Annotated in this window: 14 protein-coding genes; 5 read left to right on the plus strand and 9 right to left on the minus strand. The window is 64.6% G+C overall.

Annotated features, from left to right (window positions below):
• Window positions 1-21: 21 nt before the first annotated feature.
• From AB3347_RS19735 to AB3347_RS19750, 4 genes are all read right to left on the minus strand, one after another.
• Window positions 22-867, minus strand: coding sequence for a PEP-CTERM sorting domain-containing protein (locus AB3347_RS19735; protein WP_369093421.1), 846 nt, complete (start codon window positions 865-867; stop codon window positions 22-24).
• A 256-nt stretch (window positions 868-1,123) separates the two neighbouring features.
• Complete coding sequence (locus tag AB3347_RS19740) at window positions 1,124-1,441, minus strand: hypothetical protein (RefSeq protein WP_369093422.1); 318 nt, start codon at window positions 1,439-1,441, stop codon at window positions 1,124-1,126.
• A gap of 34 nt (window positions 1,442-1,475) precedes the next feature.
• A complete protein-coding gene (locus AB3347_RS19745; protein WP_369093423.1) occupies window positions 1,476-2,069 on the minus strand; it encodes a transglutaminase family protein in 594 nt (197 codons plus the stop codon).
• Window positions 2,070-2,123: 54 nt separating this feature from the next.
• On the minus strand, window positions 2,124-2,627 hold the full coding sequence (locus AB3347_RS19750) for a YqaA family protein (RefSeq protein WP_369093424.1): 504 nt from the start codon (window positions 2,625-2,627) through the stop codon (window positions 2,124-2,126).
• Between the two features lie 207 nt (window positions 2,628-2,834).
• Between AB3347_RS19750 and ilvA the strand changes: the two genes are divergently transcribed.
• From ilvA to rapZ, 5 genes are all read left to right on the plus strand, one after another.
• A complete protein-coding gene (gene ilvA, locus AB3347_RS19755; protein WP_369093425.1) occupies window positions 2,835-4,373 on the plus strand; it encodes a threonine ammonia-lyase, biosynthetic in 1,539 nt (512 codons plus the stop codon).
• Window positions 4,374-4,565: 192 nt separating this feature from the next.
• Window positions 4,566-5,396 carry an NADPH-dependent 7-cyano-7-deazaguanine reductase QueF gene (gene queF / locus AB3347_RS19760; RefSeq protein ID WP_369093426.1) on the plus strand — a complete coding sequence of 277 codons (831 nt, stop codon included), beginning with the start codon at window positions 4,566-4,568 and terminating at the stop codon, window positions 5,394-5,396.
• Window positions 5,397-5,746: 350 nt separating this feature from the next.
• On the plus strand, window positions 5,747-6,229 hold the full coding sequence (locus AB3347_RS19765) for a PTS sugar transporter subunit IIA (RefSeq protein ID WP_369093427.1): 483 nt from the start codon (window positions 5,747-5,749) through the stop codon (window positions 6,227-6,229).
• A 42-nt stretch (window positions 6,230-6,271) separates the two neighbouring features.
• The gene (gene hprK / locus AB3347_RS19770; RefSeq protein WP_369093428.1) at window positions 6,272-7,207 is read left to right on the plus strand and encodes an HPr(Ser) kinase/phosphatase; all 936 of its coding nucleotides are present in this window, start codon (window positions 6,272-6,274) and stop codon (window positions 7,205-7,207) included.
• A gap of 24 nt (window positions 7,208-7,231) precedes the next feature.
• The gene (rapZ, locus tag AB3347_RS19775; protein ID WP_369093429.1) at window positions 7,232-8,110 is read left to right on the plus strand and encodes an RNase adapter RapZ; all 879 of its coding nucleotides are present in this window, start codon (window positions 7,232-7,234) and stop codon (window positions 8,108-8,110) included.
• Between the two features lie 35 nt (window positions 8,111-8,145).
• On the opposite strand, the gene AB3347_RS19780 is transcribed toward rapZ, so the two are convergent.
• From AB3347_RS19780 to lptA, 5 genes are all read right to left on the minus strand, one after another.
• Complete coding sequence (locus tag AB3347_RS19780; protein ID WP_369093430.1) at window positions 8,146-9,231, minus strand: enoyl-CoA hydratase/isomerase family protein; 1,086 nt, start codon at window positions 9,229-9,231, stop codon at window positions 8,146-8,148.
• A gap of 151 nt (window positions 9,232-9,382) precedes the next feature.
• The gene (gene raiA, locus AB3347_RS19785; protein WP_369093431.1) at window positions 9,383-9,736 is read right to left on the minus strand and encodes a ribosome-associated translation inhibitor RaiA; all 354 of its coding nucleotides are present in this window, start codon (window positions 9,734-9,736) and stop codon (window positions 9,383-9,385) included.
• A gap of 59 nt (window positions 9,737-9,795) precedes the next feature.
• Entirely contained in the window at window positions 9,796-11,280 is a 1,485-nt protein-coding gene (locus AB3347_RS19790) for an RNA polymerase factor sigma-54 (RefSeq protein ID WP_369093432.1), read from the minus strand.
• A gap of 15 nt (window positions 11,281-11,295) precedes the next feature.
• Entirely contained in the window at window positions 11,296-12,081 is a 786-nt protein-coding gene (gene lptB / locus AB3347_RS19795; protein ID WP_369093433.1) for an LPS export ABC transporter ATP-binding protein, read from the minus strand.
• On the minus strand, window positions 12,078-12,638 hold the full coding sequence (lptA, locus tag AB3347_RS19800) for a lipopolysaccharide transport periplasmic protein LptA (protein WP_369093434.1): 561 nt from the start codon (window positions 12,636-12,638) through the stop codon (window positions 12,078-12,080). The genes lptB and lptA overlap by 4 nt, the downstream gene beginning before the upstream one ends.
• Window positions 12,639-12,645 lie beyond the last annotated feature (7 nt).

Consider the following 12,645-nt stretch of genomic DNA (forward strand, 5'->3'; position numbering starts at 1 on the left):
CGCCAGGGTCGGCGCGCTGTATCAGGCGCTGTGCTTGCGGCGCACGCCGGCGAGGCCGGCGAGGCCGGCCAGGGCGATGCCGAACAGCGCCACCGAGGTCGGCTCCGGCACATTGACGGATGCCGCAGGTTTCGCTTCCTCGGTGAAGCCGACGTTCAGGGTTGCCGCTGCCAGGTACAGGTCGCCGCCGATGTCGAAGCTGAAGTTCAGCGCCTTGTCCTGCAGCAGGTTGGCCAGCAGCGAACCCTGGATCGTGAACATGCCGCTGTAGTCGGTGGTGGTGGTGGTGCTCTGGGTAGCCTCGACGGTCTGGTGTTTCACTTCCTTGCACGAAGCGTCATGATCGATCACCTCCTGGGTCGTGCACTTCACGCCGTTATTCTTGGCCCACACGGTCCCGGCGTCTTTTGCCGGCTGGAACGTGGTGACCGGGTCCGAGGTGCTGGTTGCTGCCGAGGTCTGGCCGAAGAAATCCACGTTACCGAAGGACAGCTTGACCGATTCCTGCTCGCCGGTCTTCGTCACCGGCACCACGGTGGTGGTGGTGGTGGTGGCGATCCGGTTGTTGCCGCTGCCGCTGACCTTGAAGGTGGTGGTGCTGCCGGTCGCGTTGCCGGCCAGGCTGCTGAAGTCGTCGGCGCCGTCGTCGACGAACTTGAAGCTGAAGCTGAGGCTGTCGATGCTGTAGGCGCTCGGCAGGCCGAGGACACCGTCCAGGTTGAAGCTGCCCTGGTAGGTGCCGGCAGTCAGGTAGTTGTTCGTTGGCAGGCCGGTTGCGCTCACCTGGACCACGCCGGCCATGGCATGGGAAGCAGCGCCGAGCAGGACGGCGGCGACGGCGGCTTTGAGGGAGTGGTGAATCTTCATCATGTTTTTCTTTCAGGACTAAATTGCAGGACTTGTGACATTCGCCGGTGTTGGGTGCGCTGAACAGCACAGAAAACTTGCACTAACGAATCGTTTATTATCTATATGCAATTTTTATGCCAGAAAAATTATGTGTGCCGAATCAAGACCTTAACTTTTGGGAGAAATGTCAGTGTAAAGTTTTCCGACAGAAAACTGATATTACACAAGAGGAACAATGTGTCCTCTTGCAAATGGTCTGATCCCGGATAGGCGCTCAGCGCGGTGCGGGCGCCTGGGCCAGCAGACGGTCCAGCCGCTCGGTAGCGGCCGCATTCATCTCGACCGAACGCAGGCAGTCGACCACCTCGGCACGCACCGGTTGGCGTGTGACGACATTGCAGGTGAGCGCCAGCTCCACCAGGAAGGCGCGCTCCGGCTCCGGCATGGTCGCGATGGCGGGCCAGACGACGCGCAACTGGTCCATGGTCGATTCAGAGTGCGAGCTGAGCATGTATTTGGCGCCGAAGAAGCCGAACACGGCCAGGGCGGCGAGTGCGGCGAACAGGGAAAGAAGGCTTGGAGATTTGTTCATGGCGCCATGATACAGCGCCGTACTGGCGTCGTCCTCACGCAGGGAGGGCAGCGTCGGGCAGCGCCGCCAGCACCTGGTCGTAGGTCGCGCAGCTTTCCAGCACCCCGACCACGACCGGCAAGGGCTCGGCGAGGATGCCGGGCAGGTCGCCCTCCCCCGCCTTGCCGGGCGTGAACGGCAGGACTTCGCGCGGCGGATCGAAACGGGCCTCCAGGCCGGGCTTGTTGCCTCGGGGGTCGAGCCGGTACCAGCCATGCGCGGCAAGGTAGACTGCGTTCAGCCCATGCAGGCAATACGGCGCGGCCTCGTCGCCGGTCGCCAGGCGCTGGTAGCACAATCCGGCCGGGATGCCGTTTGCCCTGAGCAGGGCCGCAAGCAGGTGGCTCTTGGCGTAGCAGAAGCCGGTGCGGTGGCGCAGGACATCGGAGGCGCGGCAAGTGACCGGATTACGCCGGAAGTCGGCGCTGTGCGCGATCTCGTCGCGGACGAACTCGAAGCAGGCCAGCACGATATCGGTAGTGGCGCGTGCCGGCATGGCCAGGCGGCGGGCGAGCGCCTGGAGGTCCGGATCCTCGACATCGATGCAGGTGCTGCTGGAAAGGTAGGGCTGCAGGCTGGTGTGGTCCATGTCGTGTCCGGGGTAGCTAGCCCGGCATTCTAGCGCCATGTTCCGGTGGCCTGCTCAGCCGATCAGGCGCTCGAAGAAGGCGCCGACGGTCTTCCAGAATCCATCCGGGATGTACAGCAGGATCGCGGTCATGGTCACGTAGCGCGCGAACTTCCCGATCGCCATGTACATCACGCTCGGCCAGAACGGCAGGTGCAGCCAGCCGGCCAGCGTGCACAGCGGGTCGCCCACGCCCGGCACCCAGGACAGCAGCATGGTCTTGGCGCCGTACTTCTTGAGCCAGCCGAACCAGCGGCTCTGGCGCTCCTTGGCAAAGGCGATCTTGGCGCGGTAGCCGACGAAGTAGTCCACCGCGCCGCCCAGGGTGTTGCCGATCGTGCCCACCAGGATGGCCGGCCAGAACATGGCCGGGTTGGCCTTCACCACCGCGAACACGGCCGGTTCCGATCCGAGCGGCAGCAGGGTGGCCGAGACGAAGCTGATGACGAAGATGGAAGTCAGGCCGACGGTCGGCGCGGCGAGGACGTTCAGCAGCCAGTGGACGGCGTTTTCGATCATCAGGGAAGGGGCGTTGAGCAATAGCGATAAGTGTCCATTATAATGAGGATCACCTATCGTAACGACACGATACGCCGAGGCTGCCATCCAGCGCGCCGTATCGCCACTTGGCCCCGGTCACCCTCCGAGCAACACAGTGTGCGTCGTCCGGACCGCCGGCCCATCCCCTGCCGGCATTGCAGCACTGCAGTAGACCGATTGCCGACCATGACTACCGACTACCTCAAGAGAATCCTGACCGCCCGCGTCTACGACGTGGCCGAAGAAACCCCGCTCGAATATGCGCCGACGCTGTCGGGGCGGATGAACAACCGCATCTTCTTCAAGCGCGAAGACATGCAGAGCGTCTTCAGCTTCAAGCTGCGCGGCGCCTACAACAAGATGGCCAACCTGACGCCCGAGCAGTTGAAGCGCGGCGTGATCTGCGCCTCGGCCGGCAACCACGCGCAGGGCGTCGCCCTGTCGGCCGCGCGCCTCGGCTGCCGCGCCCTGATCGTGATGCCGACCACCACCCCGCAAGTGAAGATCGACGCGGTGAAGTCGCGCGGCGGCGCCAGCGTCGAGGTGGTGCTGCACGGCGATTCCTACACCGACGCCTACAACCACGCGCTGCTGCTGGAAAAAGAGCAGCGCCTGACCTTCGTCCATCCCTTCGACGACCCCGACGTCATCGCCGGCCAGGGCACCATCGGCATGGAGATCCTGCGCCAGCACTCGGGCCCGATCCACGCGATCTTTGTCGCCATCGGCGGCGGCGGCCTGGTGTCGGGCGTGGGCGCCTACGTGAAGGCGGTGCGCCCGGACATCAAGGTGATCGGCGTGCAGACCATCGATTCGGATGCGATGGCCAGGAGCCTGAAGGCCGGCCAGCGCGTCACGCTCACCGACGTCGGCCTGTTCTCGGACGGCACCGCGGTGCGCCTGGTGGGCGAAGAGACCTTCCGCGTGGCGCAGCAGGTGGTCGACGAGATCATCATCGTCGACACCGACGCGATCTGCGCCGCGATCCAGGACGTGTTCCAGGACACGCGCAGCATCCTGGAACCGGCCGGCGCGCTGGCGGTGGCCGGCGCCAAGGCCTACGTGGAACGCTCGCAGATGGCGAAGAATCCGGTCAAGGGCGAGACCCTGGTGGCGGTGGCCTGCGGCGCCAACATGAACTTCGACCGCCTGCGCTTCGTGGCCGAACGCGCGGAGCTGGGCGAATCGCGCGAAGCCGTGTTCGCGGTGACCATCCCCGAGCAGCGCGGCAGCTTCCGCCGCTTCTGCGCGCTGGTGGGCCCGCGCAACGTCACCGAGTTCAACTACCGCATCAGCGACGCGCGCGAAGCGCACATCTTCGTCGGCGTGCAGGTGGGCAGCCGCAACGAATCGGGCCTCTTGGCGCGCACCTTCGAAGAGCACGACTTCCGCACCCTGGACCTGACCCACGACGAGATGGCCAAGCTGCACATCCGCCACCTGGTGGGCGGAAAAAGCACGCTGGCCGAGAACGAATTGCTGTATCGTTTCGAGTTTCCCGAACGGCCGGGCGCCCTGATGCGCTTCCTCGACAGCATGGCGCCGAACTGGAACATCTCGCTGTTCCACTACCGGAACCAGGGCGGCGACGTGGGACGCATCCTGGTCGGCCTGCAGGTACCGGCGGCGGAGATGGACGAGTTCCGGCAGTTCCTGGCGACGCTGGGCTACCGGTATTGGGACGAGAGCAGCAACCCGGTGTACAAATTGTTTTTGGGCTCGTAGCCCTCGCCAAATACAAGATGCGCTGAGTGTCGGTGAAGTTCGGCTACTCGCGCTAAAACCTCGTTCCGGCGCAGGCCGGAACCCAATGTTCGTACCGCAGTGTTACCCATGCCGCGCGTACGCAATCTTTCGTTGAACGCGTGGGCAGCAAAGCTGCCCACCCTACGGGTGCCACAAGTACCCATGTTTTCTATGAATACTCCTGATCAGTCACCTCTTGGCAAATCCTCCGCGTACCAGAGCCAGTACGCCCCCGAGCTCCTGTTCCCGATCCCGCGCCTGCAAAAGCGCGAAGAGATCGGCCTGGGCGCCGGCACCCTGCCCTTCTTCGGCGTCGACATCTGGAACGCCTACGAGCTGTCGTGGCTGAACATGCGCGGCAAGCCGCAGGTGGCGATCGCCACCATCACGGCCCCCGCCGATTCGCCCAACATCGTCGAATCGAAGTCGTTCAAGCTCTACCTGAATTCCTTCAACCAGACCCGCGTGGCCGGCAGCGACGCCCTGGTCGAGCTGCTGCGCCAGGATCTGTCCGCAGCCTTCGGCGCGCCGGTCCACGTCACGATCACCACGCCGGACGCCTTCGGCAGCCTCAAGATGGGCGAACTCGACGGCACCCTGCTCGACCGCCTCGACGTCGACATCGACCAGTACCTGCCCTCGCCCCAGCTGTTGAGCGCGAACATGGACGAAGCGCCGGTCGAGGAAACCCTGGTGTCGCACCTGCTGAAGTCGAACTGCCTGGTCACCGGCCAGCCGGACTGGGGCACCGTGCAGATCCGCTACGTCGGCCCGCAGATCGACCAGGAAGGCCTGCTCAAGTACCTGATCGGCTTCCGCGAGCACAACGAATTCCACGAGCAGTGCGTCGAGCGCATCTTCATGGACGTGCTGCGCCAGTGCAAGCCGACCAAGCTGGCGGTGTACGCCCGCTACACCCGCCGCGGCGGCCTCGACATCAACCCCTGGCGCGCCAATTTCAGCACCGGCAAGCCCGGCAACCTGCGTACCGCGCGCCAGTAACCCGAAACACCGCACAGTTGCAAGCCGGCTGTGCGTTTTCAGCCACACCCGTTTCGATTTTCCGATATCAAAACAGCACCGAAAAAGACTGCACAAAAATCGGGCAGAATGCGTCTAAAAGACGGTATGAAGCCTGCATAACCTGCATTTCCAGCGGTTTCCGCCAAATTTCGTTTAAGAAATTGCGTTTTGTCATAAAGCGACCTCATAGCAAAACCCTACGTTTTTGCGATATCGTCCCCATGTAGCTGACTGTATGCCCGTACAGATGCGAAATCGAATGTCACTGCCATGAAACCGGCCTATAATTCCGCCTCGCAAGCAGCTACCCTGTGCACCGCACACTAGTCATGACGAACCTTAGCAAAATCCTTTCGCTCGAAAACGTGCAGCTGGACCTGGAAGTCTCCAGCAAGAAACGTGCATTCGAGCAGGCTGGCCTGATCTTCGAAAACAACTGCGGGATCGCCCGTTCGACGGTGTCGGACAACCTGTTCGCGCGCGAGCGTCTCGGCTCCACTGGCCTCGGCCATGGTGTTGCCGTGCCCCACGGACGGATCAAGGGCTCCAAGAGCCTGAAATCGCCGCTGGCGGCCTTCGTGCGCCTGAAGGAACCGATTCCCTTCGAATCGCCGGACGGCCAGCCGGTCAGCCTGCTGTTCTTCCTGCTGATTCCGGACCACGTCACCCAGCAGCACCTGGAGATCCTGTCGGAAATCGCCGAGCTGTTCTCGGACGAAGCCGTGCGCCACGCACTGGCGACCGATCCGGATCCGAAGTCGGTACACGAGCGCATCATCAACTGGCAGCCCAGCCTGCAAGCTTTGGGCTAAACTGTCTACGCGGCAATTCGCCGCGTACGGAACGACATGCCCATGCTGCAGACCCCGCTGACCATCCAGCGCTTGTATGACGACAACCGCGACAGCCTCCAGTTGGGCTGGTTCGCGGGTTTCCCCGGCGGCGAGCGGCAGATCGCGGGCGATGCGGCCTCGGCCGCCGACCAGGTCGGCCACCTGAACCTGATCCACCCGGGCCGCATCCAGGTGTTCGGACACCAGGAACTCAATTACTACACCCGCCTGAAATCGAGCTCACGCGCCCACGTGATCGGCGAGCTGATCGGCGGCGGCCCGCCGGCCCTGATCATCGCGCAGGGGCTGGAAACGCCGCCCGACATCCTGGCCATCTGCGACGAGCAGAACATCCCGCTGTTCTCGACCCCGCTGCCGGCGGCGCAGGTGATCGACTTCCTGCGCGTGTACCTGTCCAAGAAGCTGGCGCAGCGCGTCATCATGCACGGCGTCTTCATGGACGTGCTGGGCGTGGGTGTGCTGATCACCGGCGACTCGGGCCTGGGCAAGAGCGAGCTGGGCCTGGAACTGATCTCGCGTTCGCACGGCCTGGTGGCCGACGACGCCGTGGAATTCTCGCGCATCGCGCCGAACATGATCGAGGGCCGCTGCCCGCCGCTGCTGCAGAACCTGCTGGAAGTGCGCGGCCTGGGCCTGCTGGACATCAAGGCCATCTTCGGCGAGACCGCGGTGCGCCGCAAGATGCGCCTGAAGCTGATCGTGCACCTGGTCAAGCGCGGCGCGCTCGACGAGGAAGTCGAACGCCTGCCCTTCCATCACCCGACCGAAGACGTACTCGGCCTGCCGATCCGCAAGGTCGTGATTCCGGTCGCGGCCGGCCGCAACATCGCGGTGCTGCTGGAGGCCGCCGTGCGCAACACCATCCTGCAGCTGCGCGGCATCGATACCCTGCAGGAGTTCATGGAGCGACAACGTCAGGCGATGAGCGGCGACTGACCCATTTGGGGTATCATCCCGCCCATGCACATCGTCCTCATTACCGGTATTTCCGGCTCGGGCAAATCGGTTGCCCTGAACGTCCTGGAAGACGCAGGCTACTACTGCGTCGACAACCTGCCGCCGGCCCTGCTGCCGGCCCTGGTCTACGCGGTCAGTGAAAAAGGCACCGAGAAGATTGCCGTCGCAGTCGATGCGCGCAGCGCCGAATCGCTGGTCGAGCTGCCGGTGAGCGTGCGCCACCTGAAAGAGGAAGGCCACAACGTCAAGGTCATGTTCCTGACCTCGAGCACGCATTCGCTGGTGGCGCGTTTTTCCGAGACCCGCCGCAGCCACCCGCTGTCGCACGAGCTGCGTCCCGGCGAGAACCCGGCCTCGCGCCGTACCCTGATCGAATGCATCGCCGAAGAACGCGAGCGCCTGTCGGCGATCGAGAACCTGGGCCACGTGATCGACACCTCGGAACTGTCGGCCAACAAGCTGCGTGCCTGGATCAAGGAACTGGCCGACATCGAACATGCGCCGCTGACCCTGTTCTTCGAATCCTTCGCCTTCAAGGTGGGGGTGCCGCTGGACGCCGACTTCGTGTTCGACGTGCGCGCCATCCCGAATCCCTATTACGACCTGGCGCTGCGCCCGCTCACGGGCAAGGACGCTCCGGTGATCGCCTTCCTCGACGCCCAGCCGAGCGCTGCCGAAATGCTGGAAGACATCCGCGCCTTCGTGGAGAAATGGCTGCCCTCGTTCAAGACCGACAACCGGTCCTACCTGACGGTGGCGGTGGGCTGCACCGGCGGCCAGCACCGCTCGGTGTACATGGCGGAGCGGCTGGGGGCCTATTTCGGGGCCACCGAACGCGTGATCGTGCGCCATCGCGAGCAGCCGAAGCACGCGTCGGCGTGAGTTGAGCGCGCGGCCGGCGAAGCCGGCCAGCCTGGCTAGGACAGATGCCGCAGCGGGTGCGCATACTCCGGCCACACCGGCTCGAAGAAGCGCGCCACCATCGACGGCAGAACCTCCTCCAGCGTCGCCGGATTCCACTTCGGCGCATTGTCCTTGTCGATCACCAGCGCGCGCACGCCTTCCAGCACTTCGCCGTGCTCGAAATTGCGGCGCACCAGGTTGCGCTCCATGCGCAGGCAGTCCGCCACGTCCAGCGCAGCGCCGCGCAGCAACAGCTCGCGGGTCACGCACATCATCAGCGGCGAACGCTGGCGCATCGCCTTCAGCGCCTTCTGCGCGAACGGGTTCTCGTCGCGCGCCAGCGAGGCCATGATCGCGGCCACCGAGGCGGCGCCGAAATGCGCGTCGATCACGCCGCGCTGCGCCTGCAGCTCGCTCGATCCCAGCTGCGCCGCATACTGCGCCGCGTAGCTGCGGATCGCCGCCGGCAGGTCCGCCCCCGGGGTCGACTCGACCAGCGCGTTCAGGCCGGCCAGCGCCGCGGACGGCACGAACACGTCGGCCAGCCCCACGTAGAGCGCGTCGGCCGCGCCGATGGTCAGGCCGGTCAGGCCCAGGTACTGGCCCAGCTGGCCCGGCGCGTGCGACAGGAAGTGGCTGCCGCCCACGTCCGGGAACAGGCCGATGTTCACCTCGGGCATGGCCATCTTGGTGCGCTCGGTCACGATGCGCAGGCCGCAATCCGGACCGCCCTGGGCGATGCCCATGCCGCCGCCCATCACCACGCCGTCCATCAGCGCGATGTACGGCTTCGGATAGAAATGGATCAGGTGGTTCAGCGCGTATTCTTCGGTAAAGAAGTCTTCCAGCAGGGCACTGCCGCCCATCGGGCCCACATGGCCCATCTCATGGAAGAAGCGGATGTCGCCGCCCGCGCACAGGGCTTTTTCGCTGGTGCTGGTGATGACCACAGCGTCGATGCCGGCATCGTCTTTCCAGCGCAGCAGGATGGCGGTCAGGGAACGCACCATGTCGAGCGAGAGGGAATTCAGGGCCTTCGGCCGGTCGAGCGTGATGACGCCGGTGCGATTGGCCACGCGGGTCAGGACGTAGTCGGTCATGATGGTGTTCTGTGGTCGAAAAGACATGCATTCTACAGAACTCCGGCGTAAAACCGGAAGCGCAGAAAAGTAACAGCGCCGTACAGATGCAAAAAGGGCGCCCCCTTAGACGCCCTTGCTGTTGTGCTACGGCTGGTTCGCAAACAACGCGTTACGCAGCGGCAGCTTCTCCGTTGTCCGGAAGGCGCTTGTGCGCCACGTGATTATGGTTTTGCAACATGGATTTGTGTTTCAGAACCTGTCTGTCCAGCCTGTCCATCAGCGTGTCGATCGCCGCGTAGAGGTCTTGCGCGGCACTGGCCACATGCAGGACCTTGCCCGATACCTGGAGATTGATCTCGGCTTTCTGCCGCTTTTCTTTTTCGGTAAGGTTATCGATGGCGAGGAACACGTGGGTGTCGATCACGTGGTCGAAATGGCGGGTGATGCGCTCGAGCTTATTCTGAACGTATTCACGGATGGCGGGGGTGACTTCGAGATGGTGGCCGCTGATTGTGAGGTTCATACACACTCCTTTGAGATGTCGCGCTGCCCGCGCCACAAGGCAAGTGTGGGCAGTGCAGATTACAAGGATTTGCGGAGGCTGACGGGCGGAATCTTGAGCGCTTCACGGTACTTGGCAACCGTCCGGCGCGCAATGACCATACCTTGTTCCCCGAGCATCTCCGCGATCTTGCTGTCGGATAAAGGGTTCCTAGGGTCTTCTGCTCCTGTCAATTGCGCAATGAGCGCGCGGATCGCCGTCGAGGAGGCTTCTCCCCCCGCTTCGGTGGCGACATGGCTTCCGAAGAAGTACTTCAGCTCGAACATGCCGTGCGGGGTCAGCATGTATTTCTGCGTTGTGACACGGGAAATTGTGCTCTCGTGTAGGCCTAGTGTATCAGCTATCTCACGTAACACAAGGGGGCGCATGGCAACCGCACCGTGGCTGAAAAAGTTACGCTGGCGCTCGACAATTGCCTCGGCAACGCGCAGGATCGTATCGAAACGCTGGCGCATGTTCTTGATCAGCCACTTGGCTTCCTGCAGCTGCGCGCCCATCTGGCTTTCGCTCCTGCCCTGCTTGAGCAGGTTGGCGTACAGGGCGTTCACGCGCAGCTTCGGCATCACCTCCGGGTTGAGCGCTACCTGCCAGCCGTCCTTGGCGCGGCGCACGATCACGTCCGGCACCACGTAGTCCGACACGCCCCCACCGAAGGCGGCGCCGGGATGCGGGTTGCACTGGCGGACCACGGCCTGCACCTCGCGCAGGTCTTCGTCGTCGCAGTCGAGCGCCTTTTTCAGCTTGGTGTATTCGCGCTGCGCGAACCAGGTGAGATAGCCCTCGACGATCTTCAGCGCCAGGCGCCGCGTCACCAGGGGCACGCCCGGCATGCGGCGGATCTGCAGCGCCAGGCATTCGGCCGCGCTGCGTGCGCCGACGCCGATCGGGTCCAGGCTCTGCACCAACGCCAGCGCGCAGCGCAGCTCGTCCATCTCGATCTCGAGTTCGGCCGGCAGGCGCGCGTGGATCTCGTCGAGCGGTTCTTCCAGGTAGCCGTTGTCGTCGAGCGCGTCGATCACCAGTTCGGCCAGCGCGCGGTCGCGCGTGCCGCAGCCGGTCAGGCGGATCTGCTCCGCCAGGTGTTCGCGCAGCGTGATGCCTTCGGCTTCCAGCTGCGGACGGCCGTCTTCGTCGTCGCTGCCGCGCGCGCCGCCGCCATCCATGCCCCAGTCGCCCTCGGCCTCGCCGTGTGCGCTGTCGGCGCCGTGGGCGCCGTCATCGACGCCCTCGGCCTCCGGCTTGGCGCCTTCCTGCGGCTCCTGCCCCGGCTGCGGCTGCGGCGCCTCGCCATTGGCCGGCGCGTTGTTGATCGCGCCGTCGGCCAGCAGCCGCACCGAGCGGTCGAGCGGGTCGTCGAGCCGTTCCAGCAAGGGGTTGTCGGACAGGATCTGCTCGATCTCCTGGTGCAGTTCGAGCGTGGACAGCTGCAGCAGCCGGATCGACTGCTGCAGTTGCGGCGTGAGCGCCAGGTGCTGCGAAGTGCGAAGCTGGAGAGACTGTTTCATGCCCGATGCTCTTGATTACATCCTGAAATGCTCGCCGAGATACACGCGCCGTACGGATTCGTTGGCGATGATGTCGTCGGGGCGGCCGGAGGCCAGCACGGCGCCCTGGTTGATGATGTAGGCGCGGTCGCAGATGCCGAGCGTCTCGCGCACGTTGTGGTCGGTGATCAGGACCCCGATGTTGCGCTCCTTCAGGAAGCGCACGATGCGCTGGATCTCGATCACCGCGATCGGGTCGACGCCGGCGAAGGGTTCGTCCAGCAGCACGAAGCGCGGATTGGTCGCGAGCGCGCGCGCGATCTCCACGCGCCGGCGCTCGCCGCCCGACAGCGACAGCGCCGGGTTCTCGCGCAGCTTCTCGATCTGCAGTTCGGCCAGCAGCGTGTCGAGGCGCTCGTTGATCTGGTCCTTGGACAGCGGCTTGCCGTCCACGCGCTGCAGTTCCAGCACGGCGCGGATGTTCTCCTCCACCGTCAGCTTGCGGAACACCGAGGCTTCCTGCGGCAGGTAGGACAGGCCCAGCACCGCACGCCGGTGGATCGGCAGGCTCGAGATGTCGGTGCCGTTGATGTCGATGCTGCCGGCGTCCGACGGCACCAGGCCCACGATCATGTAGAACGAGGTGGTCTTGCCGGCGCCGTTGGGGCCCAGCAGGCCGACCACTTCGCCGCATTCCACCTGCAGCGACACGTCGCGCACCACCAGGCGCTTGCCGTAGCTCTTCTGCAGGCCCTTGACGATCAGGGTGCTGCAGCCTTCGCGCGCCAGTGTCGTCGTGCTTGCGCTCATCGCTTCGGTCATTGCTTGGCGCCTTCGCTGGCTGGGGCCGTGGTGCGGCGCGGCGCGATGATCAGGGTGCCGCGCCCGCCGCCCACCTTGCTGGCGCCGCTGGCGTCGTTGCGCACCTGCGCGACTTCGCGGCGGTTGTCGTAGGAGATGAACGGCCCCTTGATCTCGTTGGTCATGCGGCCGTTCTCCAGTTCGCGCACCTCGGCGTTGGTGAACAGCTTCACCAGCTCGGCGCGCTCGTCGTATTCGATGCGCTGGGCCTGGCCCTCGACCCACAGGTCGGCCCCGCCGTCGCGCTTCTGGCGGAAGGTGGCCAGCTTGCCGCTGTTGGCCGTGAGCGTCACGCTCATGTAACCTTCCGGCGTTTCCTTGACCAGGGCGCGGTCGGATTTGAGCACCAGCGTGCCGCGCGTGAGCACGACGTTGCCGGTCAGGATGCGGGTCTGCGTGACCTCGTCGACGTCGAGCGTGTCGAAGTTGATCACGGCCTGCTTGAGCGAATCGGCGCGCTCCGCCGAGGCGCCGAAGGCGGCCAGGCTGAGAAATGCGGCTGCGATGATTTTTTTCATGTTGCTT

The sequence above is a fragment of the Massilia sp. X63 genome, assembly GCF_041023745.1.
Lineage (GTDB): Bacteria > Pseudomonadota > Gammaproteobacteria > Burkholderiales > Burkholderiaceae_D > Telluria.

Coding starts and splice junctions, on each gene's coding strand:
- AB3347_RS19780 (WP_369093430.1), bottom strand. CDS start 9,231: ATGACCGACTACGTCCTGACCCGCGTGGCCAATCGCACCGGCGTCATC.
- AB3347_RS19790 (WP_369093432.1), bottom strand. CDS start 11,280: ATGAAACAGTCTCTCCAGCTTCGCACTTCGCAGCACCTGGCGCTCACG.
- AB3347_RS19750 (WP_369093424.1), bottom strand. CDS start 2,627: ATGATCGAAAACGCCGTCCACTGGCTGCTGAACGTCCTCGCCGCGCCG.
- lptA (WP_369093434.1), bottom strand. CDS start 12,638: ATGAAAAAAATCATCGCAGCCGCATTTCTCAGCCTGGCCGCCTTCGGC.
- AB3347_RS19745 (WP_369093423.1), bottom strand. CDS start 2,069: ATGGACCACACCAGCCTGCAGCCCTACCTTTCCAGCAGCACCTGCATC.
- rapZ (WP_369093429.1), top strand. CDS start 7,232: ATGCACATCGTCCTCATTACCGGTATTTCCGGCTCGGGCAAATCGGTT.
- hprK (WP_369093428.1), top strand. CDS start 6,272: ATGCTGCAGACCCCGCTGACCATCCAGCGCTTGTATGACGACAACCGC.
- lptB (WP_369093433.1), bottom strand. CDS start 12,081: ATGACCGAAGCGATGAGCGCAAGCACGACGACACTGGCGCGCGAAGGC.
- AB3347_RS19740 (WP_369093422.1), bottom strand. CDS start 1,441: ATGAACAAATCTCCAAGCCTTCTTTCCCTGTTCGCCGCACTCGCCGCC.
- ilvA (WP_369093425.1), top strand. CDS start 2,835: ATGACTACCGACTACCTCAAGAGAATCCTGACCGCCCGCGTCTACGAC.
- raiA (WP_369093431.1), bottom strand. CDS start 9,736: ATGAACCTCACAATCAGCGGCCACCATCTCGAAGTCACCCCCGCCATC.
- AB3347_RS19735 (WP_369093421.1), bottom strand. CDS start 867: ATGAAGATTCACCACTCCCTCAAAGCCGCCGTCGCCGCCGTCCTGCTC.
- AB3347_RS19765 (WP_369093427.1), top strand. CDS start 5,747: ATGACGAACCTTAGCAAAATCCTTTCGCTCGAAAACGTGCAGCTGGAC.
- queF (WP_369093426.1), top strand. CDS start 4,566: ATGAATACTCCTGATCAGTCACCTCTTGGCAAATCCTCCGCGTACCAG.